Annotated in this window: 26 protein-coding genes; 13 read left to right on the top strand and 13 right to left on the bottom strand. The window is 71.3% G+C overall.

What is annotated here, in order from left to right; translation table 11 throughout:
• The first annotated feature begins 150 nt into the window (after positions 1-150).
• Together OG897_RS28020 and OG897_RS28015 are read left to right on the top strand one after the other, a co-directional pair.
• Entirely contained in the window at positions 151-660 is a 510-nt protein-coding gene (locus tag OG897_RS28020) for a hypothetical protein (protein ID WP_323188112.1), read from the top strand.
• 29 nt (positions 661-689) lie between these two features.
• Complete coding sequence (locus OG897_RS28015) at positions 690-1,076, top strand: peptidase inhibitor family I36 protein (protein WP_266660941.1); 387 nt, start codon at positions 690-692, stop codon at positions 1,074-1,076.
• Positions 1,077-1,205: 129 nt separating this feature from the next.
• Here OG897_RS28015 and OG897_RS28010 read toward each other — a convergent pair whose 3' ends face one another.
• Positions 1,206-2,681 carry an aminotransferase class I/II-fold pyridoxal phosphate-dependent enzyme gene (locus tag OG897_RS28010; protein WP_266660939.1) on the bottom strand — a complete coding sequence of 492 codons (1,476 nt, stop codon included), beginning with the start codon at positions 2,679-2,681 and terminating at the stop codon, positions 1,206-1,208.
• 335 nt (positions 2,682-3,016) lie between these two features.
• Here OG897_RS28010 and OG897_RS28005 point away from each other — a divergent pair, with 335 nt between their 5' ends.
• The 3 genes from OG897_RS28005 (at position 3,017) to OG897_RS27995 (ending at position 4,501) form a co-directional block, all read left to right on the top strand.
• Positions 3,017-3,403, top strand: coding sequence for a hypothetical protein (locus tag OG897_RS28005; RefSeq protein WP_266660937.1), 387 nt, complete (start codon positions 3,017-3,019; stop codon positions 3,401-3,403).
• A 62-nt stretch (positions 3,404-3,465) separates the two neighbouring features.
• Positions 3,466-3,789, top strand: coding sequence for a plasmid stabilization protein (locus OG897_RS28000; protein ID WP_266660936.1), 324 nt, complete (start codon positions 3,466-3,468; stop codon positions 3,787-3,789).
• 37 nt (positions 3,790-3,826) lie between these two features.
• Complete coding sequence (locus OG897_RS27995; protein ID WP_266660934.1) at positions 3,827-4,501, top strand: HAD family hydrolase; 675 nt, start codon at positions 3,827-3,829, stop codon at positions 4,499-4,501.
• Positions 4,502-4,578: 77 nt separating this feature from the next.
• Here OG897_RS27995 and OG897_RS27990 read toward each other — a convergent pair whose 3' ends face one another.
• Complete coding sequence (locus OG897_RS27990; protein ID WP_266662465.1) at positions 4,579-5,205, bottom strand: TetR/AcrR family transcriptional regulator; 627 nt, start codon at positions 5,203-5,205, stop codon at positions 4,579-4,581.
• 183 nt (positions 5,206-5,388) lie between these two features.
• Here OG897_RS27990 and abc-f point away from each other — a divergent pair, with 183 nt between their 5' ends.
• A complete protein-coding gene (gene abc-f / locus OG897_RS27985) occupies positions 5,389-6,981 on the top strand; it encodes a ribosomal protection-like ABC-F family protein (RefSeq protein WP_266660932.1) in 1,593 nt (530 codons plus the stop codon).
• 52 nt (positions 6,982-7,033) lie between these two features.
• Here abc-f and OG897_RS27980 read toward each other — a convergent pair whose 3' ends face one another.
• From OG897_RS27980 to OG897_RS27945, 8 genes are all read right to left on the bottom strand, one after another.
• Positions 7,034-8,158, bottom strand: coding sequence for an LLM class flavin-dependent oxidoreductase (locus OG897_RS27980; RefSeq protein ID WP_266660930.1), 1,125 nt, complete (start codon positions 8,156-8,158; stop codon positions 7,034-7,036).
• Positions 8,159-8,170: 12 nt separating this feature from the next.
• On the bottom strand, positions 8,171-9,316 hold the full coding sequence (locus OG897_RS27975; RefSeq protein ID WP_266660928.1) for an LLM class flavin-dependent oxidoreductase: 1,146 nt from the start codon (positions 9,314-9,316) through the stop codon (positions 8,171-8,173).
• Complete coding sequence (locus tag OG897_RS27970; RefSeq protein WP_266660926.1) at positions 9,313-10,689, bottom strand: NtaA/DmoA family FMN-dependent monooxygenase; 1,377 nt, start codon at positions 10,687-10,689, stop codon at positions 9,313-9,315. Before OG897_RS27970 ends, OG897_RS27975 begins: the two co-directional genes overlap by 4 nt.
• A 69-nt stretch (positions 10,690-10,758) precedes the next feature.
• Positions 10,759-11,967 (bottom strand): LLM class flavin-dependent oxidoreductase, encoded by a 1,209-nt coding sequence (locus OG897_RS27965; protein ID WP_266660924.1) that lies wholly within the window; start codon positions 11,965-11,967, stop codon positions 10,759-10,761.
• Positions 11,968-12,548: 581 nt separating this feature from the next.
• Positions 12,549-13,253, bottom strand: coding sequence for a GNAT family N-acetyltransferase (locus OG897_RS27960; protein WP_266660922.1), 705 nt, complete (start codon positions 13,251-13,253; stop codon positions 12,549-12,551).
• Between the two features lie 68 nt (positions 13,254-13,321).
• The gene (locus tag OG897_RS27955; protein WP_266660920.1) at positions 13,322-14,347 is read right to left on the bottom strand and encodes an ABC transporter substrate-binding protein; all 1,026 of its coding nucleotides are present in this window, start codon (positions 14,345-14,347) and stop codon (positions 13,322-13,324) included.
• A gap of 94 nt (positions 14,348-14,441) precedes the next feature.
• Positions 14,442-15,272 (bottom strand): amino acid ABC transporter ATP-binding protein, encoded by an 831-nt coding sequence (locus OG897_RS27950; protein ID WP_266660918.1) that lies wholly within the window; start codon positions 15,270-15,272, stop codon positions 14,442-14,444.
• Positions 15,269-16,333 carry an amino acid ABC transporter permease gene (locus tag OG897_RS27945; protein ID WP_266660916.1) on the bottom strand — a complete coding sequence of 355 codons (1,065 nt, stop codon included), beginning with the start codon at positions 16,331-16,333 and terminating at the stop codon, positions 15,269-15,271. The genes OG897_RS27950 and OG897_RS27945 overlap by 4 nt, the downstream gene beginning before the upstream one ends.
• Positions 16,334-17,021: 688 nt before the next feature.
• Here OG897_RS27945 and OG897_RS41060 point away from each other — a divergent pair.
• From OG897_RS41060 to OG897_RS27925, 5 genes are all read left to right on the top strand, one after another.
• Complete coding sequence (locus OG897_RS41060; protein WP_351121255.1) at positions 17,022-17,087, top strand: putative leader peptide; 66 nt, start codon at positions 17,022-17,024, stop codon at positions 17,085-17,087.
• A 78-nt stretch (positions 17,088-17,165) separates the two neighbouring features.
• On the top strand, positions 17,166-17,612 hold the full coding sequence (locus OG897_RS27940; RefSeq protein WP_266660914.1) for a hypothetical protein: 447 nt from the start codon (positions 17,166-17,168) through the stop codon (positions 17,610-17,612).
• Positions 17,613-17,712: 100 nt separating this feature from the next.
• A complete protein-coding gene (locus tag OG897_RS27935) occupies positions 17,713-18,261 on the top strand; it encodes a DUF1772 domain-containing protein (RefSeq protein WP_266660912.1) in 549 nt (182 codons plus the stop codon).
• A gap of 69 nt (positions 18,262-18,330) precedes the next feature.
• Complete coding sequence (locus tag OG897_RS27930) at positions 18,331-18,648, top strand: hypothetical protein (protein WP_266660910.1); 318 nt, start codon at positions 18,331-18,333, stop codon at positions 18,646-18,648.
• Between the two features lie 149 nt (positions 18,649-18,797).
• The gene (locus tag OG897_RS27925; RefSeq protein WP_266660908.1) at positions 18,798-19,358 is read left to right on the top strand and encodes a GNAT family N-acetyltransferase; all 561 of its coding nucleotides are present in this window, start codon (positions 18,798-18,800) and stop codon (positions 19,356-19,358) included.
• 186 nt (positions 19,359-19,544) lie between these two features.
• Here OG897_RS27925 and OG897_RS27920 read toward each other — a convergent pair whose 3' ends face one another.
• Complete coding sequence (locus OG897_RS27920; RefSeq protein WP_266662464.1) at positions 19,545-20,219, bottom strand: TetR family transcriptional regulator; 675 nt, start codon at positions 20,217-20,219, stop codon at positions 19,545-19,547.
• A gap of 254 nt (positions 20,220-20,473) precedes the next feature.
• On the opposite strand from OG897_RS27920, the gene OG897_RS27915 reads away from it, so the two are divergent.
• Entirely contained in the window at positions 20,474-21,259 is a 786-nt protein-coding gene (locus OG897_RS27915; RefSeq protein WP_266660906.1) for an electron transfer flavoprotein subunit beta/FixA family protein, read from the top strand.
• 54 nt (positions 21,260-21,313) lie between these two features.
• A complete protein-coding gene (locus OG897_RS27910; protein ID WP_266660904.1) occupies positions 21,314-22,276 on the top strand; it encodes an electron transfer flavoprotein subunit alpha/FixB family protein in 963 nt (320 codons plus the stop codon).
• A gap of 146 nt (positions 22,277-22,422) precedes the next feature.
• On the opposite strand, the gene OG897_RS27905 is transcribed toward OG897_RS27910, so the two are convergent.
• Positions 22,423-22,956: a GNAT family N-acetyltransferase gene (locus tag OG897_RS27905; protein ID WP_266660902.1), complete on the bottom strand. Its 534-nt coding sequence runs from the start codon at positions 22,954-22,956 to the stop codon at positions 22,423-22,425.
• A 126-nt stretch (positions 22,957-23,082) separates the two neighbouring features.
• Positions 23,083-24,003 (bottom strand): carbon-nitrogen hydrolase family protein, encoded by a 921-nt coding sequence (locus tag OG897_RS27900; protein ID WP_266660900.1) that lies wholly within the window; start codon positions 24,001-24,003, stop codon positions 23,083-23,085.
• Positions 24,004-24,111: the final 108 nt, after the last annotated feature.

Raw genomic sequence — 24,111 nt, 5'->3', positions numbered from 1 at the left:
GAAGCCTGCGACCGCAGCTTCGTTCACCGCACACGACATTTCGGGGGCCCGCCCACATGCGTTTGTCCGCCGCCCTGGTCGCCGCCGTACCCTCCGCGACCGCGCAGCCCACCGGCCACTCCCCCTGCCAGGCAGGCTGAGCCGCCCGCCGTGCCCAGGTCACGACGGGTCCGACTGACCTTCACCGCATGCCTGTTGACCGTACTGGTCACCGGCTGCGGCACACCGGCCCAGCGGGTGGGACTGAGTCCCGACGACACCGTGAAGGCCGCCCAGCAGTTGCTCACCGACCGTTGCCTCACCGACCAGGGCCTCACCCCGCCCCGGCCCGGCACCGCGCCTCCGCCGCCCGACCGGGCCCGCCGGATCTCCGACGCGCTCTTCGGGACCGGCCGGGCCGAACTCTCCCTCACCCTGCCCAGCGGCCAGGTGATCAGCCAGCACTCCGACGGCTGTCTGGCCGCCGCCCAACGCCGGTTGTACGGCGATCAGCGGCGCTGGTTCCTGGTCTCGACCCGTGTCAACAACCTGCGCCCCGCGCCGCCCACCACGGACCGCACCTCCGACGGGAAGCTCCGCGAGGACCACCGGAGGCTCCGCGAGGACGCCTTCGCCCGCGCCCGGACCCTGCTCACCGAGGCGGCTCGGAACCGTACCTGAGCCCCCACCACCTCCAGAAAGGCACGTCCATGCAGCACACCAAACGTCTGGTCACCGTCCTCACCGCCGCCCTGTTCGCCGCGGGCGGCGTCCTCGCCGCCCCGGCCTCCGCCGCCCCCTGCGCCAGCGGCTCCTTCTGCGTCTGGCCGGACGCGGACTTCCGCGGCACGGTCTTCTCCTCCTCCGGCGACGACGAGTGGTGGGAGGCGTGGATCGCGGACAACGACTCCTCATGGGCCAACCACGGGATCTCGGGCCCCGGCGTCAAGGACCACGTCGTCGTCTACGAGGACGCCATCCAGTGGCCGTCCACCGGCGGCGACCGCACCATCTGCCTGGCCCCCGGGCAGGAGGTCGCGCACAACGCGAACGCCAACGACCGAGGGGACTCACACAGGTGGGCCATGCAGTGCTGACCGGCCGAGCACCGATACCGTACGGCCCGAGCCCTCCGGCGCACCTCCGGCGGGCCCGGGCCGTACTGCTTCACCGCATCCCTCGCCCTCTCCTCATCCCTCGCTTTCTCCTCATCCCTCGCCCTCTCCTCACCCCTCGCCGCGGACCACCCGGACGGTGCCGAGGCCCGGGTCCGTCGCGTCGGGGACGTTCATGCCCGCGTCGACACCGGTACGGAGGTAGGCGAGGACGGGCTCGGTGAGGCGTTCGCCGGGGAGGACGACGGGGATCCCGGGCGGGTACGGCGTCATCATCTCGGCAGCGACGCGGCCCACCGCTCCGGCGAGCGGGACGTCCTCGGTGCGGGCGAAGAAGGCGTCCCGGGGCAGTACCGCCTGTCCCATCCGCAGGTCTTCCGGTGCGGGCACCTCGACCCGTACGCCCCCGGTCAGTTCGTCGCGGTGGTCGGCGAGGGAGCGGAGCGCGTCGAGGAGGCGGGCGACGGTGGTGGCGTCGTCGGCGTGCGTGATCTGGGCGCTGATCCGGCGGTGGTCGAAGAGGTGCAGGTCGATGTGGTGGTGTTCGCGCAGCCAGTCGGCGGCGCGGTAGCCCGAGACTCCGAGTTCGCTGAGGTCGATGACCATGGGCAGCGGGTCGAGGTCGGCGGCGGCGTCCTGGCCGCAGAAGTCGGCGGCGTCGTTGACGTGCATGCCGTCGATGGCCTCGACGGACTCCCGTGCGGTGGCGGCGACTTCGAGGGCGTGCGTCATGAGGCGTTCCCCGTGCAGGACCATCTGACGCCGCCAGCCGTCGATGCCCGCGTACAGGAGGACGGAGGGGCTGGTGGTGCCGAGGAGGTCGGCGCGCAGGGCGAGCGCGGCGGGGTCGACGAGGTCGCCCTGGAGGTGGAAGACCGAGCCCTGTTCGAGGCCGCTGCCCATCTTGTGGATGCTGGTGACGCAGATGTCGGCCCCGGCGTCCATCGCCCAGGACGGCAGGTCGGGGTGGAAGGGCAGGTGGGCGCCCCACGCCTCGTCGACGATCAGCGGGCGGGAGCGGCGGTGGCACACCTCGGCGAGCGCCCGCAGGTCGGCTGCGGCCCCGTACGGGGTGGGGCTGGTGACGAGGGCGCCCTTGGCGTCGGGGTGCGCGGCGAACGCCTTCTCGTACGCCTCGGGGGACGGCGGGTGGGCGAGGTGGCGGGTGCGGTCCCACTGTGGGTCGATCCAGACCGGCTCGATGCCGCAGAGGATCAGGCCCGCGACGACGGACTTGTGGGCGTCCCGGCTGACCAGCAGCTTTTCGTGCGGCGCGGCGACGGTCAGCATGGCCGCCTTGACGGAGAGGGAGCTGCCGCAGGTGGAGAAGAAGGTGTGGTCGGCGTGGACGGCGTCGGCCATCAGCTCCTCGGCGCGCTCCAGCACCCGGCCCCGGGTGCGCCGCTCGTCGAGGCCGCCGCTGGCCAGGACGTCGCCGAGGAAGACCGCGTCGCCCAGGACCTTGCGCACTTCCGGGTCGGCGCCGCGTGCCTGTTTGTGGCCCGGCGGAGTGAAGGCCAGCTCGTCGCGGTCGTGGTAGGCGGCGAGGGCTTCGAGTACGGGGGCTTCGGCGTGGTCGAGGGACATCGGGTCTCACTTCCGTGGGGTGCTGTGTCGCGGGGTGTCGCGGCGGGGCCGGTACCGGGTCCCGTACCCGGGGGCGAACCCGGTACCGGGTCCCGTACCGAACCCCTACTGGGTCCCGTACCCCGGCGACCCGCCACTTCCTCGCCTTCGCCCGCCGCCGTCCGGGTGATCCGGTCGCGCCGGAGCCGAACCGGGGGCGCGCTCCGGGACGCAGGGCCAGGTTTGGTGGGGGACGAGACCGGCTACACGCACTCAATGGCGCAAGCGGATTCCGCTGCTGACGTACGTGACCCGCCCGAAGAACTGCCGCCGACGCCAAGGAGCGAAGGACCCTCATGAACGCCTCCACACCCTCCCCCGCCCCCTCCTCCCCCGACCTGGTGCAAGTGGTCCTGAGCGACTGCGCGGCCGACGACGCGACCGCCGTCCTGGGCGCGCTGGGCTCCGGGTTCGCCCCCGGCCGCCCCTCGGACAGCCCCGGGCGGAGTCCGGACACCGGCTCCGACACCTGGACGGAGTCCTTCGCTGCCGCCGAGCCCCCGGCTTCGCTGTCCGGTACGGAACTGAAGGGGGGCGTCACCGCCGAGCTCCAGGGCGCCCCGGTGGCCGTCGGCCGGGTCCGCGAGGCCCTCGCTTCCGCCTTCGCGGTCGAGGAGCGGGGTTCGGCCTCGGGCGACCAGGAGGTGGACCTCCAGCTCCGCCTGACGACACGGGCCGCGTGACGCACGTACGGACGCGACCTCGCCCCTCCCACGACTCACCCACACGGAAAGAGGATCGAGCCATGCCCCGAGGATCGAACGCCAAGCGCGAGAGGCAGTACGAGCACATCAAGGAGAGCGCCGAGAAGCGCGGCGAGAGCGAGAAGCGCGCCGAGGAGATCGCGGCCCGCACCGTGAACAAGGAGCGGGCCAGGAGCGGCGAGTCCAAGACTGCGAGCAAGACCTCGACCCAGGACATCTCGTCGTCCCGGCGGGGCGGCCTGAACTCCCACAAGGGCTCCCAGGGCCCGACCCGCGATCAGCTCTACGAGGAGGCCAAGTCCCGCAACATCAAGGGCCGTTCGAAGATGACGAAGGCCCAGCTGTCCAAGGCCCTGGGCCACTGACCTCCCGCCGCAGCCCTGCCCCCGAAGGGAAGAACACATGACCCGCGCGGCGCTCTTCGACGTCGACGGCACCCTCGCCGACACCAATCACCTCCATGTGGTCACCTGGTGGGAGGCTTTCCGCCAGGCCGGGCACGAGGTTCCGACGCACGACATCCACCACGCGATCGGCCTCGGTTCGGCGGACCTGATCGCGCATCTGCTGGGCGACGACCACGACCCGGACGAGGTCGAGTCGCTGAGTGACGCGCACTCCACCCTGTACGGGACGTACTTCGACCGCCTCCTCGCGCTGTCCGGGGCGCGCGAACTCCTGCACACCCTGCACTCGCGGGGCTGGCGCATCGTCCTGGCGACCTCGGCCGGCGGGCCCGAGCTGAAGGCGCTCCGCCGCGCGATCGACGCGGACGACGTGATCGCGGGCATCGCGAGCGCGGACGACGTGGAGCAGGGCAAGCCCGCCCCCGACCCGGTGCACCGCGCCCTGGAGATCGCCGGATGCGAGGCCGGGGACGCGGTGTTCGTCGGCGACACGGTGTGGGACATGCGGGCGGGCACGAGGGCGGGGGTGCACACGGTGGCCCTGCTCTCGGGCGGAATCCCGCGCGCGGACCTGGTGGAGGCGGGAGCGGCCGAAGTCTACGGGGGACCGGCGGAACTGCTCGCCGAGCTGGACGGAAGCGTGGTGGAACGGATGGAACACCGGACCTGACGGGCCCGGGGACCGGGGCCCGGACCCGTCCACGAACGCCTCGGGACCGGGTTCGGGCGAGACGCCCTTCCAACGGGTCAGTGGGTGAAGGCGCCCGCCGAGGCCGCGAGTACGGCGGTTCTGGCGGCCCGGTCCGGGAGGTGGGGGTCCGGGGCGGAGCGCAGCAGGACCAGGTGGTGGTAGAGCGGGGCGGTGGCGGCGACGAGGAGGGCGCGGGCGTCGGTGGCCGGCGGGAGTTCGCCCCGTACGACCGCCCGCTCGACGACCGCCTCGCACTGCACGTACCGCTCCTCCCAGAAGTCGCGCAGAGCGTCCGCCGCCTGGGCGGAGCGGAAGGAGACGGCGATCAGGGCTGCGGCGATGGACGGCTGCTCGGTGAGGGAGGTCTGCACCTCGTGGTTCAGCGCGGCCAGGTCGCCGAGGAGGGTGCCGGTGTCGGCGGGCCGCCAGTCGTCCTCCGCGCCGAGGCTCAGGACATCGGCGAGCAGTCCGCCGACGTCCTGCCAGCGACGGTAGACCGTGGTGCGGTGCACACCCGCGCGGTCGGCGACCGCGTCCACCGTGAACCCGTCGTAGCCGTGCTCGACCAACTGGGCGCGGACCGCGTCGAGGACGAGCGCACGGGTGCGGGCGGTACGGCCGCCGGGGCGGCGGGCGGGCTCCGCCGGAGTGCTGTGCTCCGGTGCGGACGAGACGGATGCGATGTCTGTTGCGCGGTCTGCTGCGATGTCTGTTGCGCGACGGGGAGGCTCCATGTCATCATCTTAACGCAACTGTTGTCGCACTAATGGAGTCGTCGATGCTCATCCGAAGCGTTCCCCAGACCCCGCGGTCCGTACGTCGTCCCGTACCGGCCGCTCCGTCACCGCATGCTTCGGAGTCCCTCCATGCCTACGCAGATCACCGCTCTCTCCGTCACTAAGTCCTTCAACGGCCGTACCGTCCTTGACGCGGTGACGTGCTCGCTCGCACCCGGCGAACGCACCGGGATCATCGGCGAGAACGGCTCCGGCAAGACCACCCTGCTCCGCCTGTTCGCGGGCGTCGAGCAGCCCGACGAGGGCGAGGTCGTCGTCCGGGCGGAGGGCGGCATCGGCTACCTCTCCCAGGACGAGCAGCTTCCGCCGCTGGCCACGGTCCAGGACGTCATCGACCGCACGCTGGAGGAACTCCGTTCCCTGGAGGCCCGGTTGCGCCGGCTGGAAGCCGCGATGGCCGACGGTGACGAGACCGCAATGGCCGCCTACGGAGCGGCGCTGACCGCCTTCGAACTGCGCGGCGGCTACGACGCCGACGCCCGCGTCGAACGCGCCCTGCACGGTCTCGGCCTGGGCCTGCTCGCCCGAGACCGTACGGCGGGCACCCTGTCCGGCGGCGAACAGGTCCGCCTCCGCCTGGCCTCGCTCCTGGCCGCCGACCCCGAGGTCCTCCTCCTCGACGAGCCCACGAACCACCTCGACGCGGACGCCCTGCACTGGCTGGAGGAGCATCTGCGCGCCCGGCGCGGCACGACGGTCGCGGTCTCGCACGACCGGGTCTTCCTGGAGCGCGTCTCCACGACGCTGCTGGAGGTCGACGCGGACCACCGCAGTGTGGTCCGTTACGGCAACGGCTACTCCGGCTATCTGGCGGAGAAGGCGGCGGCCCGGGTCCGGTGGGTGCGGGCGCACGCACGGTGGCAGGCCGACGTCGACGACGCGCGCGTCTCCCTGGCGACCACCGCGCACCAGGTGGTGCCGGGCCGCGCCATGAAGGACCGCAACAAGATGGCGTACGGCATGGCGGGCAACCGGGTGCAGCAGTCGGAGGCCAGCAGGGTGCGGCAGGCGGAGGAGCGCTTGCGGCGGCTGCTCGCGGACCCGGTGCCGAGGCCGCCGGAACCGCTGCGTTTCGCGCCCGTGCTGCGGTCGGACGGTGTGGAGGGGGTCGTCGTGGAGGCCGAGGGGGTCGGCGTCTCGGGCCGCCTCGCCCCCACGGACCTCAAGCTCGCCGTGGGGGAACGGCTGCTGGTGACCGGTCCCAACGGGGCGGGCAAGACGACGCTGTTGAGGGTCCTGGCGGGTGAACAGCCTCTGACCTCAGGGGCGTTGTCGCGCCGTGGCCGGATCGGGTACCTCCCGCAGGAGCCGCGCTTCAACCGGCCGGAACTGACGCTGCTCGCCGCCTTCGCCCACGGTCGGCCCGGCATGCCGGACGAACACGCGGAGCGGCTGATGGCGCTGGGGCTGTTCGGCGAGGAGCTGTTCGGCGTGCCGGTGAGAAAGCTGTCGACGGGCCAGCGGCAGAGGCTGGCGCTGGCCCGTCTGGTCACCGCACCGCTGGACGTCCTCCTGCTGGACGAACCGACGAATCACCTCTCCCCCGCGCTGGTGGAGGAGCTGGAGACGGCACTCGCGGCGTACGACGGGGCGCTGGTGATCGTCAGCCACGACCGGAAGGTGCGGGAGCGGTGGGAGGGCGCCTGGCTGGAGCTCCGCTGAGGGGAACAGGGGGGGCGGGACCGCCGCCCAAGGGGCCTGGCGAGGCCGGGGTTCAGCGCGTACGCCACTCCGCCGCGAGGAGTTCGTAGGAGCGGACGCGGGCCGCATGGTCGTGGGTGATGGTCGTGATGAGGAGCTCGTCCGCCCCCGTCGCCTCCTGAAGGCGGGCCAAGTCGTCCGCGACCCCACCCGGAGTGCCGACGAAGCGCGTCTCCACCCGGTCCCGGACCAGCCCCCGGTCCCCCTCCACCCAGACATGGGCACGGGCCTCGTCCGGCGTCGGATACGCGATCGCCCCCTCGGCCGTACGAATGCTGCGGACCCAGAGGTCGTACCCCGTGGCCAGCTCGCGCGCCGTGCCCTCGTCCTCGGCGACCACCACGTCCGCCGACACGGTGACGTACGGCTTGTGGAGGGCCTCGGACGGCTGGAACGCGGCCCGGTACCCCTCCGCGGCCTCCAGCACCGTACCCGGGCTGACGTGGTAGTTCGCGGCGAAGCGCAGCCCGTTGCGCCCGGCGACCTCGGCGCTCTGGCCGCCGCTGCTGCCGAGTATCCAGAGCTGGAGGTCGGCGCCTTCGCCCGGCACGGCACGCGCCTCGACGCCGTCGGCGGAGCGGTAGGTACCGGCCAGCAGCGCGAGGATGTCGTCGACCTGCTCGCCGTAGTCCTGCGACTCGGCGTGCGGCTGCTGGAGCAGGGCACGCTGGAGGGCGACCCTGGGCGAGCCGATGAGGTGCTCGAAGGAGAAGCGGGGCGGGATGCGCAGCCCGTTCGGGGTGCGGCCGTCGACGACGGGGGTCGTGGTGGGCGCCGGGGAGGTGGAGGCGGGCGGGCGGCCGCCGGAGCGCCCGAGCCCCAGGTCGAGCCGGCCGGGATGCAGCGCGTCGATCAGGCCGAACTCTTCGACCGTGGACAGGGCGGTGCGGTGGCCGAGCTGGACCGCGCCGGAGCCGAGGCGGATGGTGGAGGTCGCGGCGGCGGTCAGGGCGAGGACGACGGCGGGAGAGGTTCCGGCGACGCCCGGGTTGAGGTGGTGTTCGGCGAACCAGTAGCGGGCGTAACCGAAGCGCTCGGTCTGCCGGGCCAGGTCGATGGAGCGGTGCAGGGCCTCGGCGGCGGTGGAACCGGACACGATCGGCACCAGGTCGAGGACTCCGAGCGGGGTGGCGGGCATGGGTCGTACTCCTCAGGGGTGGGCGGGCACGGAATCGGGCACGGGGACGGACCCGGGAGCGGGCTTGGACACGGGCGTGAGGTCCGCCCCGCCAACCGGCTCCCCCAGCACCGGCCCCCACGCGAACGGCGGATCCGGGATCTCCCGCCGCAGCACCGGCGCGACGTCCGACTGGAAGAGGGCCAGCGAGTCCTTGTGCTGACGGTCCGTCAATCCCGCCGCATCGGCGTGCAGATGGAGCACCGTGTGCCCGAACTGCTCGTGGTAGCGGTGCACCTTCTCGATGATCTGCTGCGGGCTGCCGACGAGCGCCGAACTGCGCTCGACGAAGTCCTCCAGGGTCGTGAACACCGGGTTCAGGCCCTGCCGCCGCTGCACGGCCAGGTTCCCCTCGAAGACCGGCCGGTACGCGGCCAGAGCCTCCTGCGAGGTGCGGGCGGCGTGGAAGCCCGCGCTGCCCGCGCCGACCGCGATCCGGGCCGGGTCGTGCCCGTAGTGCTCCCAGCGCTCGCGGTAGTACCGGATCAACTCGGCATACGGCTCTATGGGGTTGGTGACGTTGGCGGAGAAGAGCGGGTCGCCGTACCGGGCGGCGAGGTCGACGGACTCCTTGCTGGTCGCGCTGCCGTGCCAGACCCGTACCGGCTGCTGGTACGGCCTCGGCCACACCTCCGCCTCCTTCAGCGGCGGCCGGAACCGGGTGTCGGCGGTGACCTTGTCCTCCCTCCAGATTCTCCGGAACACCTCGTAGCTCTCGGCGTTGCGCTCCCACTGGTCCTCTGTGGTGACCTGGAAGAGGTCGCGCTGCGCGGTGCCGTTGCCCTTCCCCACGATCAACTCAAGCCGCCCGCCCGAGAGATGGTCGAGGGTGGCGTAGTCCTCGTACGCGCGCACGGGGTCCAGGAGGCTGAGCGTGGTGACGGCGGTGAACAGCCGGATGCGGGAGGTGAGGGCGGCGATGTGGCTGAGGACGACGGTCGGCGAGGAGGAGATGAAGGGCCGCTCGTGCCGCTCCCCCACCCCGAACCCGTCGAACCCCAACTCCTCGGCGAGCAGCGCGTTGTCGAGCACCTCGCGGAAGCGCTCGTGCGTGGACTTCCGCACCCCCGTCACCGGGTTCGGGGCATGCACGATCAACGTAATCGCGAGGAACTTCACGACGCCACCCGCTCGTTGCGGCTCTCCGCGTCGGGGTGGTGGATCCCCAGGTGGTCGCGCAGGGTCGTCCCCGCGTACTCCGTACGGAAGACGCCGCGCTCCTGGAGCAGCGGAACCACCTTGTCCGCGAAGGGAGCCAGCCCCCCGGGAGTGATGTGCGGGACGAGGATGAAGCCGTCGGAGGCGTCGGCCTGGACGAGTTCGTCGATCTCGGCGGCGACGGTTTCGGGCGTGCCGACGAAGGACTGTCGGTTGCCGGTCTCGATGACGAGGTCACGGATGGACCAGTTGTTGGCCTCGGCCTTCTCACGCCACTCGCGGACGATCGCGAGCGGGTCGCGGTACATGCGGACCTGGGCGCGCCCCCGGGCGACGGTGTGTTCCCCGAGATCCGGCTCGACGTCCGGCAGCGGACCGTCCGGATCGTACGAGGACAGGTCCCGGTTCCAGACGAATTCGAGGTGCTTGAGGGCGGTGGCTCCGCTGACCTGGAGGCGACGGACCTCGCGGGCGGTCTCCTGCGCCTCGGCCTCGGTGTCGCCGAGCACGAAGGTGGCGGCGGGCAGGATGAGGAGCTGGTCGCGGTCCCGGCCGTACCGTACGAGACGGTCCTTGACGTCCCGGTAGAACGCCTGCCCCTCCTTGAGCGTGGCATGGCGGCTGAAGATGGCGTCGGCGCTCGACGCGGCGAACTCGCGCCCCTCCTCCGAGTCCCCCGCCTGGAAGATCACCGGCCGTCCCTGCGGACTGCGCGGGACGTTGAACTGCCCCTGGATGTCGAAGTGTTGCCCCCGGTGCTCGAAGGCCCCGGCCTTGGCTTCGCGCAGGAAGTGCCCCGTCTCCTGGTCGGCGAGGATCTCGTCCCCGTGCCACGAGTCGAACAGCTCGTGAGCGGTGGCGAGGAACTCCTTCGCCCGCGAGTACCGCTCCTCCTGCGGCAGGAAGCCTCCCCGCCGGAAGTTCTCGCCGGTGAAGGCGTCCCAGGAGGTGACCACGTTCCAGGCGGCGCGTCCGGCGGAGAGGTGGTCGAGGGAGGCGAACTGGCGGGCCACCTCGTAGGGCTCGTTGAAGGTGGAGTTGATGGTGCCGGTCAGACCGAGGCGGTCGGTGACGGCGGCGAGCGCGGCGAGGACGGTGAAGGTGTCGGGACGCCCGACTACGTCCAAGTCGTATATCTTCCCGCCCTGTTCACGCAGCCGCAGCCCTTCCGCGAGGAAGAGGAAGTCGAACTTCGCACGCTCGGCGATCTGCGCGAACTCCACGAAGGAGCTGAACTCGATGTGGCTTCCGGCCGAGGGGTCGCTCCACACGGTGGTGTTGTTGACACCGGGGAAGTGGGCCGCGAGGTGGATCTGCTTGAGCGGTTTGCTCATGATCGGGTCCTTCGTGTACGAGGAGAGTCTTGTACGAGGAGAGTGGCGAAGAGGAGGGTGGCGCCGCGCTCAGGCGCTCGCGGTGGCGTAGCGGCTGGCGGGGCGGGGCAGCCCGAGAAGCCCGCGCAGGGTGTCCGCTTCGTACGAGGTCCGGAAGGCCGCACGGCGCTGGAGCTCGGGCACCAGGCTCCGGGTGATGGCGGGGAGGTCGTCGGCCACGACGGCGGGCCGCAGCCGGAACCCCGTCAGCCCTGGCGCCTGCAACTCCTGGAGCAGGTCGGCGAGTTCGGCGGGCGTACCGGCGAAGATCCGGGCATCGCTGGTGTACGGCTCACCGGCGAGCGCGTCCAGCCGCTCCCGCCGGGCCCGGGCGGCGCCCGGCTCGTCGTCCAGGAACACCACCAGGTCCCCGAACACGTGCAGGGTGTCGTCGGCGCGCCCGGCGGCGGCCTGCTCGGCACGGATCTCCGCGAGGACGGCTCGGGCCTGGTCGGCGTCGTGCGGGGTGACGTAACCGACGTCGGCGGAACGCGCGATGAGCCGGTACGGGATGCTCGCGTGGCCCAGCGCGGTGACGATCGGCTGCCCCTGGGGCGGCCGGGGCGTGATGGAGGGTCCCTTGACGCTGAAGTGCTCGCCCTCGAAGTCGACGTAGTGGAGCTTGTCGCGGTCGACGAAACGGCCGGTGGCGACGTCCCGGATCTCGGCGTCGTCCTCCCAGCTGTCCCAGAGACGACGCACGGCCTCGACGTAGTCGGCGGCTTCGTCGAAGAGGCCGCGTACGGCCTCCTGACCTGCGGGGCTGTTGTAGTCGCCGTCCGGGAGGGGATCGATCTTACGGCGGCCGAAGTGGGCGGCCTCGTGGGGCTTGGCGCTGATCTGCACACGGACGCCCGCACGGCCGGTGCTCACGTAGTCGAGGGTGGCGAGGGCCTTGGAGAGGTGGAAGGGCTCGGTGTGGGTGGTGATCGCGGTCGGAACGATGCCGATGTGGCGGGTGCGGGGGGCGATGCGGGCGGCGACGAGGACGGCGTCGAGGCGGCCGCGGACCTGGTCGGTGCGGTCGTCGGGATCGGTGAGGTGGGAGGACTGGAGGCCGAGGCCGTCCTCGATGGTGACGAAGTCGAGGAGGCCGTGCTCGGCTTCGGTGATCAGGTCTTGCCAGTAGGGGGCGGTGAGGAGGGCGTGGGGGCGGGCGTTCTCGGTGCGCCAGGAGGCGGGGTGCCAGCCGGTGCCGTCGAGGGCGACGGCGAGGTGGAGGGGGGCCGGGGTGGTCATGGTGGGCCTCTCTTCGAGGGGCGGGCGGTGTCGGAGGTGGGACGGGGCGGCTCTCCCGTCAGGGGCGCGGAGCTGTGTCACTGCGCGGCTCCTTCAGGGACGCGGGCACTCCCTGCTCGCTGGGGCTGCGGAGCATGCCCTCAGGGGGGCTGCGGAGCATGCCCTGAGGGGCGCGGGGAACTGCGCGACCAGCCAACGACGCACCCGCACGTGTACGGGACAGCCGCGCGGCGAGCGCTTTAGGTGAAGGGGCGGGTCTGGGGAGGCCCGCCGCAGGCGCACCGGGGTGCGGCGCACCTGATGGCGGAGGTAACAGCAGGCGGCACCGGGGCGGGCCCGGAGCGAGGGGGCCGCCCCCTTGCCCGCCCGTTCCGCCCCCGGGGGGCGGCCCCGCCGCCCAAGGGGGCGAGGCGGAAGCGGAGGGCGGAGCCCAAAGGGGGCGAGGCAGGGCGGAGCCAAAGGGGGCGAGGCGGAGCCCAAGGGGTTGAGGGAGGCGGAGCCCAAGGGGGCTGGGCGGGGGCGGAGCCCAAGGGGTCCAGGGAAGCGGAGGCCAAGGGGGTGGGGGAAGCCGTCCACGGGGGCTAGGTGGACGGGGTGCGGACGAGGAGGAAGCGGACGTGTCTGCGAAGGGTGAAGCCGAGGGATTCGTAGAGTCGGATCGCCTGGGTGTTGTGCGCCCCCGTGTGGAGAAAGGGAGTGTCCCCCCGCTCCCTGATGCCCGCCGCCACCGCCCGAACCAACCGGGTCGCCACCCCTCTCCCCCGGTAATCCGGATGCGTGCAGACCGCACTGATCTCCGTCCAGCCCGGCAGCCGGAGCCGCTCGCCCGCCAGGGCGATCAGCCGCCCGTTCTCGTCGCGGAGGCCGAGGTAGGCCCCCAGCTCGACCGTTCGGGGAAGGAAGGGCCCGGGCTGGGTGAGGGCGACGAGTTCGAGCACCTCGGGGACGTCGGCGGCCCCGATCCGTACCGCTTCCGGCGCGTGTTCGGCGCGCAGCGCGGTGTCGACCAGCTGCACCCCCTCGATGCTCTGCTCGATCCCCCACCCGTCGGGCACCTCCAGCACCCCGCTCACGGGGGTGACGGTGTCGGGGGTCCCGACGAGCCGGGCCAGGTCCTCCCAGGCACGCGGATCGGCGGGGTCCTCCAGGGCCGTGAACGGCGAGACGCCCGACGGGTAGCGGGCCGCCCGCCCGAACCGCTCGGCGAAGTGAGCGTGCGGCCCGGTCAACGCGGCCCACGCGGCGTTGTCCAGTACGTGGGAGGAGGTGACAGTGGTGGTCGACATGGCGCTATCCGATCTCCGTAAACGATGACGAACAATCACGAACGAGCACGAACGAGCACGCGGCCGCGTCAGGAGTTGTCGAGCGGCAGACCGGGCGGGTCGATCCGCGACGTGGTGAGCGCCTCGTTGGAGAGGTTCCAGGCGGCGAGCGTCTTGGGGTACTGGCCGTTCTTGATCAGGTGGTTGATCGCCTCGGCGAGCGGCCCGGCCAGCCCGCTCCCCTTCTTCGCGGTGGCCGCGATGAGCCCCTGGAGGGTCCCCCCTGCCCCCGAGAAGGAGCCCGCGCTGCGCGTCGGCTTCGGGGACTTCGCCGTCGACGCGACGTGGTACGAAACGGCCGGGTTCGGCCCGAAGTAGGCGTCGATCTTCCCGCTGGACAGCGCCAGGAACGTGGCGTTGAGGTCCTGGAAGTACTTGACGTTGAGCTGCTTGCCCTCCTTGGCCAGCTTCGCCTTCCACTCCAGGATGATCTTCTCCTGGTTGGTGCCGTTGCTGACGGCGACGGTGCGGCCCGCGAGGTTGCGGTAGTCGTCGTTGAAGTTCCAGGTGCTGCTCTTCTGGACCTCGAAGCTGAGGTTGTCCTTGCGGTACGAGGCGAACTCGTACTTCTTCTTGCGCTCCTCCGTGACGGTGATGTTGGAGACGGCCACGTCGACCTTGCCGCTGTCGACGCCGACGAACATGTTCTCCCAGGTCGAGTTCTTGATCTCGACCTCGACGCCGAGGACCGCGCCGATCAGCCGGGAGAGGTCCGGTTCGACTCCCGTGAGGGTCTTCTGGTCCTCGCCGACGAAGGACAGCGGCGGGAACCCGGCGGGCAGAGCGCCCACCCCCACCGCCAGCTTGCCGCTGTCCGCGATCTTCTTGGGCAGCTTGGCACTGATCGACTTCACCTCGTCCACCTTGATCTCGGTCTCCTTGGCGGCACCGTTGGAGAGGCGGCCGACGGTGAGGGTTCCGGCCTCGGCGTTGTCGGTCTTGGTCGCGGCGCCGCTGTCGCCGCCGCAGGCGGCGAGGGAGACCGCCAGGGCGGCGACGGCCGCGGTGGCGGTGGCACCTCGGAGGAACGTGCTGCGGAGGCTGGGGGTGCGCATGGCTGTCCTTGTCGGGATCGAGTTGCGTGACGTTGCGTGACGTTGCGCGAAAGGGAGAGGGCGGGGAGGAGAAGGAGAGGAACGGGCCGGCACGTCAGAGCACCTTGCTCAGGAAGTCCCTGGTCCTGTCGTGCTCCGGGTGGTCCAACACCTGCGCGGGCGGCCCCTGTTCGACGATGCGCCCGGCGTCCATGAAGACCACCCGGTCGGCGATCTCCCGGGCGAAGCCGATCTCGTGGGTGACGATGACGAGGGTGACGCCGCTGCGGGCGAGGTCCTTGATGACCTCCAGCACCTCGCCGACCAGCTCCGGGTCGAGCGCCGAGGTCGGCTCGTCGAAGAGGATGACTCCGGGCCGCAGGGCGAGGGCGCGGGCGATGGCTACCCGCTGCTGCTGGCCGCCGGACAGTTGCCGGGGGTACGCCGCCGCCTTGTCGGCGAGCCCCACCCGGGTGAGCAGGTCGCGGGCGAGCGCCTGGGCCTCGGGTTTGCTGAGCTTGCCGGTCGCCACCGGGGCCGCGGCCACGTTGTCGAGGACGGTCAGGTGGGGGAAGAGGTTGAAGTTCTGGAAGACGAAGCCGATGCGGCTGCGCTGGGCCAGGATGACCCGCTCGCTCAGCTCCTTGAGCCGTTCGCCGTGCCGCCGCACCCCGATGGGTTCACCGTTCAGGCTGACGTGCCCTGCCTCGGGCTTCTCCAGGTGGTTGATCACTCTCAGCAGGGTGGACTTCCCCGACCCGGAGGGCCCGAGGACGACCGTGACCTCTCCGGGACGTACGGTCAACTCGACTCCGTCCAGCACGTGTTGGGCTCCGAACCACTTGTGAACCCCGTGCACTTCGACGGCGACGGCGACGGCACGCGCCTCAGCCGCATCCGAGGCGTTCGCCGCATCCGAGGCGTTCGCCGTATCCGTGGTGCTCATTTCGCGGTCTCCCTCCGGGCACGCGCCCGCAGTTCGGTCAGGCCGGTCCGCACCTTCTGGAGCGGGGTCGGCGGCAGCGTGCGCAGTGCGCCGCGCGAGTAGTGGCGTTCGACGTAGAACTGGATGACGGAGACGACGCTCGTCAGGATCAGGTACCAGACGGTGGCGACCAGGAGCAGCGGAACGATGTCGCCGGGGTTGGTGCTACCCATGCTCTGCACCGAGCCGAACAGGTCGAGCAGCGAGACGTAGAAGACCAGCGAGGTGGCTTTGACCAGGCCGATCAGCTGGTTGACGTAGTTCGGAACGATGGAGCGCAGGGCCTGCGGGAAGACGATGCGGGCGAACTGGTAGCGCTTGGGCAGACCCAGAGCGGACGCCGCCTCCTGCTGGCCCTGGTCGACCGAGAGCAGCCCGCCGCGGACGACTTCGGCGGCGTACGCGGCCTCGTTGAGGCTGAGCCCGACCACGGCGACGACCATGTCGGTGGCGAGACGGGACTCGTCGAAGGTGAAGAAGGCGGGGCCGAACGGCACGCCCACGCTGAGCGTCTGGTAGAGCGCGCTGAAGTTGTAGAGGAACAGTAGGACGACGATCAGCGGCACCGACCGGAAGAGCCAGGTGTACACCCAGCTGACCGTGCGCAGCACGGGGCTCTGCGAAAGCCTGGCGACGGCCAGCACCACACCCCCGATGAGCCCCAACACCGCGCTGTAGGCGGTGACTTCGAGGGTGATGAGCAGCCCGTCGAGGATGGTGGGGCGCAGGAACCAGTACTGGAAGCGGTCCCACTGGTAGAAGGGATTGGTGATCAGGCCGTGCACGAACTGTGCGGCGAGGACCAGGACGATCGCCGTGGCGATCCAGCGTCCCGGCCGCCGCAGCGGCAGCACGCGCTGTGCCTTCGGGGGCGTCGTCGCGGCCGAGGCCCGCGACGGTTTCGGGGGCTCGGGGGGCTGAGAGGGGGCTGTCGGGCCCGGGGCGGGCGAGTCGGGACGGGGGATCGTCTCGGCGGACGCTGCCGTGCCGGAGGACACAGCGACACCGGGAGAGTCACTCATGGAGGGCTCCAGCGGATTCGGACCCAGGGTGCCGGACCGCACGGCCGCACGACGGGCGGCCGCCGGACCGGGGCACGGCTCGACGGGGCACGGCGTACGGGTGCGTACGGAGGCGGGGGCCGGGAGAGAGAGGAGAGGGAGGGAGGGAGGGAGAACCGTGAAGCCCGGAGCCCGGAGTCCAGCTCCCGACGTCCACGCTCGGGTCCGAACCGTCCTGCGGGAGGACGGTCAGCCCCGGCTGCTCCACTGACGATCAGTCAGAATGCCGACCGCGCAATGCAGTCGTACATGACGATTCGTCAGCAGTCGCCCAAGGCGCGACACGTGGCCGTACACAGTGCGCTGTTGACGCGCAGGAGATCGACGGAGCGGTCCGCGCACAGCGGGACGCGGCCGTGGGAGCGCCATACGGCCAACCCCTCAGCTGCGTCCATCTCGCCCACCGTCACCATTCCGCCCCCGAGGGGCTTCGCTTCCGTCGATGCGCCGCAACTTAGCCACGGCCGGAAACGAAAGTCAACGGCGGCGCCCAGCAGGTGAGATGGCCAGAACGGCCTCCTTGACGGGCTCCGGGGGACCCACTGACACTGGCGGCCGGACGGTCACGATTGTCAGCGCCTCCCGGGCGGAATCGCGGCGTGGCAAGCGTGGTTCCGCGTAGCGCGGGCCCGGATGTGGACGGGTGAACATGCCCAGGAACGGATTGACGAGGCGGCTGCACATCGACCTGCTGCGTGTCTCCAGCGCGTATTAGTGCTCTCGGGCGGGTCCGAGAGTTCACATGTCCGATACGCGACGACACACGGGGACACGTTCGTCCCCAGGGAGAGCCATGCCCGAGACCGTTTCCCGCAGTTCCCGTTCCTGTACGACTGCCTGTACGCCCTCCCGTGCGACGGTCACCACTCCTCCGCCCGCGCCCGCCCCACTCGTACGCGGTCGGATCGGCGTCGACCGCGCGGGCGGCTTCTACCCCGCACCGCACCGCTACGAGCTGTTCCTGAACGAGGGGTGCCCGGACTCGCAGCAGCTGTCGGTCACCGTCGCCCTGCTCGGCCTGGAGCGCTCCGTGCACGTCACCACACTGTCCGCTTCCCCCGCCGAGGCTCCCGAAGCGTACGCCGCACTGCTCAGCGCGTACGAGGCCACGGTGCACCCCTTCGCGGGCCCGCCGACCGCGCCCGCGCTGGTCGACCGGTGGAGCGGTCGTCTGGTCAGCAACCACACCCCGGACATCCTCGACGACCTGGCGGGGCCGCTGTCGGAACCGGCCTCCTGAACGAGTCCTTCCACCGGGCGACCAGGCCGTGGACTCAGGGACATGCGAAGGCGACGCTCACGCATGTTCTCCGCCCCCGCCGCCCTGTTGACTGACCGGCATGACGAAGAAGCGCACGGCACACACAGCACAAGGAACGGCTCTCGGGGCGGCGACCGTGGCGTCCGGCCTGGTGGCGGGCGTCTGGTACGCGTTCGCCTGTGGAGTGATGCCCGCTCTGGCGCGTACCGAGGACCGTGTCTACGTGGAGGTCATGCAGCAGATCAACGTCGTGATCGAGAACCCGGTGTTCTTCGCGGGGTTCTTCGGGGCGCTGATCCTGATCGCGGTGTGCGCCTGGCAGCAGCGCGGGAAGCCCGCCGGGCGGTGGGTGCTCGCCGCCCTCGTGCTGTACGTGCTGGTGGTCGGTGTGACCTCCGGGGCGAACGTGCCCCTCAACAACGAGCTCGCCGCCGCCGGGGCCCCGGCCGGGATCGCCGATCCGGGGGCCGTGCGCGAACGCTTCGAGGACCCCTGGGTGCTGTGGAACATCGTCCGCGGTGTCCTCGGCACCGCGGCCGTGTACTGCCTGTGGCACGCCACCACCCGCCTGCGCGCCGCACGCCCGGACTCGGCGGCCCTTCCGCACGCCCGGACCACCCGCATCTGAGTACCCGGCACCGTGCGTCTGAGTATCCGCACCGATCCCGCGCCGGGCCGCTGCCGGTGGAATACGGTCATGACCTCAACAACCGCACCGGCCGCCGACGCCCCCGCCGCGCACCGCCCGCACCTGCGCCACGTGACCGTCGCCGGTTCCGCGCTCGCGGTGGCGTTGGTCCCGTTGGTGGTCGGGGTCCTGGTGGCCAAGGGGATGGCCGCCGACCCGCACTCCTCGGTCAACGCCCTGATCACCGGCGGCGGCCAGCGCGCCGGGCTCCCCCGCTCGGAGTGGAGACGCCGCCGTCACGCCACGGTGCACCGGATCAGGACGGCCCGCCGGGGCGCCGCCCGGTGCTGCGCGCACGTCTGCGGGCGGCGTGGCCGGTCGGTCTGAGGGGCGAGGGGCGCAGCCCGCTGCTCAGCCGCCGCTGACGAGGACGGCCCGGAGGGGTTCGGCGGTGGCGCTCACCTCACTCCTCCGGAACCGGCCGACGGGACCGCAATCCAGTGGCGGACTCGACTGCCACCAGTGAGGATCCCCCCATGCACCCCTTCCTGGAGACCGGCCGGCTCGTCCTGCGGGCGTTCACCGAGGCCGACGCCGACGAGCTGTTCGCGCTGGACAACGACCCCGAGGTCATGCGCTTCATCAACGGCGGCAGTCCGACCACCCTCGACTCGATCCGGACCCGGACCCTGCCCCGGCTCCTCCACGAGTACCCGGGCTTCGGAACCCGGGGCTACTGGGCCACGGAGGAGCGGGCCACCGGAACCTTCCTCGGCTGGTTCGAGTTCTGCCCGGTCGACGACCGCACCCCCACCGTGGTGGAGCTCGGCTACCGGCTGAACCGAGCTGCCTGGGGCCGCGGTTACGCCACCGAGGGCTCGCGCGCCTTGATCGCCAGGGGCTTCACGGAGCTGGGGGTGGAACGGGTGACGGCCAACACCATGGCGGTCAACACGAGGTCCCGGAACGTGATGGAGAAGTCGGGCCTCACCTTCCTGCGCCACTTCACCGGCGACTGGCCGGACGCGATCGAGGGCTCCGAACACGGCGAGGTGGAGTACGACCTCACGCGCGCCGCATGGGAGAAGCGATGCTAGGAACCGCTCCTCGTCGGCTACCTGGCGGCGCCCGCTTCCTGGTGCGAGACACGGTCGGCCTCTCTCTGGGGGTGCGGATGTGCGGGGGCTCGCCGCACTCGCGCGTCATACGGTACTGAGTGCCCATCAGCTGCGGCACTCAGTGCTGCCGTTCACTCGCTGCCCCCTGTCAGTCGCGCCCTTCCGTCACTCGCGGCCCTCCGTCAGCGCGGACTCGACCTGCTGGACCACCCGCCACAGCGGGGCGCCCTTGCGCGCGACCATCACGATCACCTCGCCCTCGTCCGGCTCCCCGGACGCCACGGCTTTGCCGCCCGCCCACACCTCGCGGACCGTACCCAGCGCGTGGTCGACGGCCGCGTCGGCGTCGCCTTCGCCGCCCGTGCGCAGCCAGGTCCGCAGGGCGTTGTTGTGGGCGGCGACCACCGCCGCCGCGACCACTTCGGCACGCAGCGCGCCGTCGGACGTACCGTCCCAGCGGGTGCGGAGGTAGGCGGCCAGGGTGCGTTCGTACCGGCGCACGACGGAGAGTTCGTACGTGCGCAAACCGGGGACCTCACGCGTCAACCGGTAGCGCTGGACGGAGAATTCCGGCTTCGCGGCGTACATGCGCATGACCAGGTGGGCGGCGTCGCACACCGCGCCCACGGGTTCCGCGTCACCGGCGGCCTCCAGAAAGGCCGTCATGTCGGCGAGGCAGCGGTCGTGGTCGGGGAAGACCGCGTCCTCCTTGGAGGGGAAGTAGCGGAAGAAGGACCGCCGTCCGACCCCGGCGCGCGCGACGATGTCGTCCACGGTGGTCCGTTCGAAGCCGTGCTCCAGGAAGAGCGCGAAGGCGGACTCCGCGAGGACTTCGCGCATGGGCGTCTTGGGCGCGTCAACCGGCCCCGCTGAGGCAGCACTTTCGGGGGCCTCTCCCGCTGGCTTGCGCCGCCTACGCACCTCGGTCATGCGGGGAACGTAACACCGGAACCCTCAAATGTGGCACTCAATGCATTTACAGAGGGTACTCAGTGCCATATGTTCGAGACATCCATCGTGCGCGTTCTGCAATCGCTTCGTGTGCGCGACCCGCATGTGTCCCGTATGTGACCGTCTGTGTAAGGAGACTCGGCGTGAGCTTGAGGATCGTTGTCTGTGTGAAGTACGTGCCCGACGCCACTGGCGACCGGCACTTCGCCGATGACCTGACGGTCGACCGGGACGATGTCGACGGTCTGCTGTCGGAGCTGGACGAGTACGCGGTCGAGCAGGCGCTGCAGATCGCGGACGAGGCCGATGACGCGGAGATCACCGTGCTGACGGTGGGTCCCGAGGACGCGAAGGACGCGCTGCGCAAGGCGTTGTCGATGGGTGCGGACAAGGCGGTGCACGTCGAGGACGACGATCTGCACGGCTCCGACGTGATGGCGACGTCGCTGGTGCTCGCGAAGGCGATCGAGAAGACGGGTTACGACCTGGTGATCGCCGGTATGGCGTCCACCGACGGCACGATGGGTGTGCTCCCGGCGATCCTGGCCGAGCGCCTGGGTGTCCCGCAGGTCACCCTGCTGTCCGAGGTCAAGGTCGCCGACGGCAAGGTGACTGGCCGCCGGGACGGCGACGCGGCCTCCGAGCAGCTCGAAGCCTCCCTCCCGGCCGTGGTGTCGGTGACCGACCAGTCCGGTGAGGCCCGCTACCCCTCGTTCAAGGGGATCATGGCGGCGAAGAAGAAGCCGGTGGAGTCCCTGGACCTGGACGACCTGGACCTGGAGGCCGAGCTGGTGGGCCTGGCAGGCTCCTGGACCGCAGTCGACGCGGCGGACAAGCGTCCCGAGCGCACCGCGGGCACGATCGTCAAGGACGAGGGCGAGGGCGGCAAGCAGCTCGCCGCGTTCCTCGCGGGCCAGAAGTTCATCTGAGCCCGCGCCCGCCCCTTCTCGTCTTCTTCCCTTCGTCTTCGCAGGAGCTTTCCCATGGCTGAAGTTCTCGTCTATGTCGACCACGTGGACGGTGCCGTCCGCAAGCCCACCCTGGAACTGCTGACTCTCGCCCGGCGGATCGGTGAGCCGGTCGCGGTGTTCCTGGGGGCCGGTGGCGACGCCGCCGCCCCCGTCCTCGGGGAGCACGGGGCGACCCGGGTGCTGAGCGTGGACGCCCCGGAGTTCGGTGACTACCTGGTGGTGCCGAAGGTCGACGCCCTCCAGGCCGCGTTCGCCGCGGTGTCGCCGGTGGCCGTGCTGGTGCCGTCCTCGGCGGAGGGCAAGGAGATCGCGGCCCGTCTCGCGGTGCGGATCCAGTCCGGCCTCATCACCGACGCCGTCGACCTCGAAGCCGGACCGGAGGGCCCGGTGGCCACGCAGGCCGCGTTCGCCGCGTCCTACACCACCAAGTCCCGGGTCTCGCGGGGTGTCCCGGTCATCACCGTCAAGCCGAACTCGGCCCCGGTCGAGGCCGCCCCCGCCGCCGGTGCGGTCGAGGCCCTGACGGTGTCGTTCTCCGACGCGGCCACCGGTACGAAGGTCGTGTCCCGCACCCCCCGGGAGTCCACCGGGCGTCCGGAGCTGACCGAGGCCGCGATCGTGGTCTCCGGCGGCCGGGGCGTCAACGGCGCGGAGAACTTCTCCGTCATCGAGAAGCTCGCCGACTCCCTCGGCGCGGCCGTCGGCGCCTCCCGCGCCGCCGTGGACGCGGGCTGGTACCCGCACTCCAACCAGGTCGGCCAGACCGGCAAGAGTGTCTCCCCGCAGCTGTACATCGCCTCCGGCATCTCCGGCGCGATCCAGCACCGGGCCGGTATGCAGACCTCGAAGACCATCGTCGCGATCAACAAGGACGCCGAAGCCCCGATCTTCGACCTCGTCGACTACGGCGTCGTCGGCGACCTCTTCAACGTCGTCCCCCAGCTCACCGAAGAGGTCACCTCCCGCAAGGGCTGATCCGGCAGACGGGTCACGTCCCGTCCAACGAAACGCGACCCGTCCGACGGGACGTTGCCCGTCCAACCGAACGTGATCCGTCCGACGGGTCCGCAGCACCCGCTTCCCGGGGGCCCGTGGTGATCGTCGCCACGGGCCCCCGGTGGTCACGGGCTCTCGGCCACGGGCTCCCCTGCGGCCTTCTCCAGCAGCGTGAAGGACTTCGGCGGGCCGCCCGGCTGCGGCTTGCCCTCCTTGCTGCCGACGATCCGATAGCCGGAGTCGAGGTAGTACGAGGTCAGGCGTTCGTTTCCGGCCAGGCAGTCCAGCCGTACCCACGCGCGGCCCTTCTCGGCGACCCGGCGCTCCGCCGCCCGCAGCAACTGCCCGCCCGCCCCCGGAGCGACCCTGTCGTGGTCGACCATCAGCCGGTGCACGTACCCGGCGTTCGGGGGCTGCGGACCCCAGGCGTCCTCGTCCTCCCACCACAGTTCCCAGGCCCCGACCACGCGCCCGTCGGACTCGGCCACCCAGACCTCGCCGCGCTCCATGATCCTGCGGAAGTGGTCCCCGTCCAGCTCACCGGGACGCCACTGGCCGGTGATGCCCTGGGCGAGCATCCAGCGGGCGGCGTCGTCGCGCAGCCGGACGAGGTCGGCGAGGTCGGTGTCGGCGGCGAGCCGAAGGCGAAGATCATTCACCCGGGGATAATCGCACGAACGACAATGCCGCTAAGGGGCGCGGGGAACTGCGCGGCCGCCGAAGGCGGCACGGGGGTCCGGGGGCGGAGCCCCCGGCCGTAACCCCAGCTCCCCCACATCGCGCACTCAGTCGCTGAACCGCGCCGGAGCCAGCCGCGTCCGGTCGACCCGCACGTCGAAGACGTCACCGCGCGCGTAGTGGCCGACCGGGTCGAAGTTCTGCCGCTCGGCCCGGACCACGGCGGGGTCGATGTCGGCGGTGACCAGCATCTCCTTCCCGGAGACGGGTGCGACGATCCACTCCCCGTCCGGGCCCGCGATGGCCGAACCTCCGTCGCAGTGGGAGATCCGGTCGGCCAGACGGTCCCGGAAGGGGAAGTCGGCGGGGATGTCCTCGTACGAGAAGAGCGCCCCGGCGGCGAGCGAGTAGACCCGCCCCTCCTGGGCGATGAACCGGGTGATGTCCGTGGTGTTGCGGGTGGAGCCCGGCCAGACCGACACGTGGAGGTCCTCGCCCTGGGCGTAGAGGGAGTGCCGGGCCAACGGCATCCAGTTCTCCCAGCAGTTGAGGCCGCCGACCCGGATGTCGTCGACCTGGTGCACGCGCAGTCCGTGGCCGTCGCCGGTCCCCCACACCAGGCGTTCCTCGTACGTGGGCATGAGTTTGCGGTGGGCGCTGACGATGCCGGACGTCGGGGAGATCGCGAGCAGCGTGCAGTACACGGTGCCGTGTACGCGTTCCGTGATGCCGAGGTAGGTGAAGACGGCCAGGTCGCGGACGGCTTCGGTGATCCTGGCGAGATGGGGTCCGGTCAGCTCGACCGCCGCGTCGAGATAGGCGGCGTACGCCCGCTTCTGCTCGGGGTCGCCGAAGCGCGCGCCGTCGGTGTGCTTCAGCCAGAACGGATAGCCCGACAGGAAGGTCTCGGGGAACGCGACCAGGCCGACGTCGTCCGCCGCCGCCTTCTCCAGGTACTCCACCACCTTCGACGTACCGGCGGTGGGATCGAGCCAGGGGCAACGGAGTTGAGCGGCAGCGACGCGCATGGCGCGATCCTCGCACCGCGGAGACCGCTCCTTCAAGAGGTCCTGAAACCCTTCCGAGACCGCACGGAACGCGAGCTGAAGGCGCACTGAATGCGGGCTGCCGCACGC

Source organism: Streptomyces sp. NBC_00237 (assembly GCF_026342435.1).
Classification (GTDB): Bacteria; Actinomycetota; Actinomycetes; order Streptomycetales; family Streptomycetaceae; genus Streptomyces.
Note: the sequence above shows the minus strand (reverse complement) of the source record. Positions and strands in the feature narration are given on the sequence as shown.

Excerpts from the sequence above, each read along its gene's own strand:
- OG897_RS27945 (WP_266660916.1), bottom strand. The coding sequence starts at position 16,333 with ATGAGTGACTCTCCCGGTGTCGCTGTGTCCTCCGGCACGGCAGCGTCC.
- OG897_RS27955 (WP_266660920.1), bottom strand. The coding sequence starts at position 14,347 with ATGCGCACCCCCAGCCTCCGCAGCACGTTCCTCCGAGGTGCCACCGCC.
- OG897_RS27910 (WP_266660904.1), top strand. The coding sequence starts at position 21,314 with ATGGCTGAAGTTCTCGTCTATGTCGACCACGTGGACGGTGCCGTCCGC.
- OG897_RS27925 (WP_266660908.1), top strand. The coding sequence starts at position 18,798 with ATGCACCCCTTCCTGGAGACCGGCCGGCTCGTCCTGCGGGCGTTCACC.
- OG897_RS27995 (WP_266660934.1), top strand. The coding sequence starts at position 3,827 with ATGACCCGCGCGGCGCTCTTCGACGTCGACGGCACCCTCGCCGACACC.
- OG897_RS27935 (WP_266660912.1), top strand. The coding sequence starts at position 17,713 with ATGACGAAGAAGCGCACGGCACACACAGCACAAGGAACGGCTCTCGGG.
- OG897_RS27940 (WP_266660914.1), top strand. The coding sequence starts at position 17,166 with ATGCCCGAGACCGTTTCCCGCAGTTCCCGTTCCTGTACGACTGCCTGT.
- OG897_RS27970 (WP_266660926.1), bottom strand. The coding sequence starts at position 10,689 with ATGAGCAAACCGCTCAAGCAGATCCACCTCGCGGCCCACTTCCCCGGT.
- OG897_RS27930 (WP_266660910.1), top strand. The coding sequence starts at position 18,331 with ATGACCTCAACAACCGCACCGGCCGCCGACGCCCCCGCCGCGCACCGC.
- OG897_RS27980 (WP_266660930.1), bottom strand. The coding sequence starts at position 8,158 with ATGCCCGCCACCCCGCTCGGAGTCCTCGACCTGGTGCCGATCGTGTCC.
- OG897_RS27965 (WP_266660924.1), bottom strand. The coding sequence starts at position 11,967 with ATGACCACCCCGGCCCCCCTCCACCTCGCCGTCGCCCTCGACGGCACC.
- abc-f (WP_266660932.1), top strand. The coding sequence starts at position 5,389 with ATGCCTACGCAGATCACCGCTCTCTCCGTCACTAAGTCCTTCAACGGC.
- OG897_RS28015 (WP_266660941.1), top strand. The coding sequence starts at position 690 with ATGCAGCACACCAAACGTCTGGTCACCGTCCTCACCGCCGCCCTGTTC.
- OG897_RS28005 (WP_266660937.1), top strand. The coding sequence starts at position 3,017 with ATGAACGCCTCCACACCCTCCCCCGCCCCCTCCTCCCCCGACCTGGTG.
- OG897_RS27900 (WP_266660900.1), bottom strand. The coding sequence starts at position 24,003 with ATGCGCGTCGCTGCCGCTCAACTCCGTTGCCCCTGGCTCGATCCCACC.
- OG897_RS28000 (WP_266660936.1), top strand. The coding sequence starts at position 3,466 with ATGCCCCGAGGATCGAACGCCAAGCGCGAGAGGCAGTACGAGCACATC.
- OG897_RS27960 (WP_266660922.1), bottom strand. The coding sequence starts at position 13,253 with ATGTCGACCACCACTGTCACCTCCTCCCACGTACTGGACAACGCCGCG.
- OG897_RS28010 (WP_266660939.1), bottom strand. The coding sequence starts at position 2,681 with ATGTCCCTCGACCACGCCGAAGCCCCCGTACTCGAAGCCCTCGCCGCC.
- OG897_RS27920 (WP_266662464.1), bottom strand. The coding sequence starts at position 20,219 with ATGCGCGAAGTCCTCGCGGAGTCCGCCTTCGCGCTCTTCCTGGAGCAC.
- OG897_RS27950 (WP_266660918.1), bottom strand. The coding sequence starts at position 15,272 with ATGAGCACCACGGATACGGCGAACGCCTCGGATGCGGCGAACGCCTCG.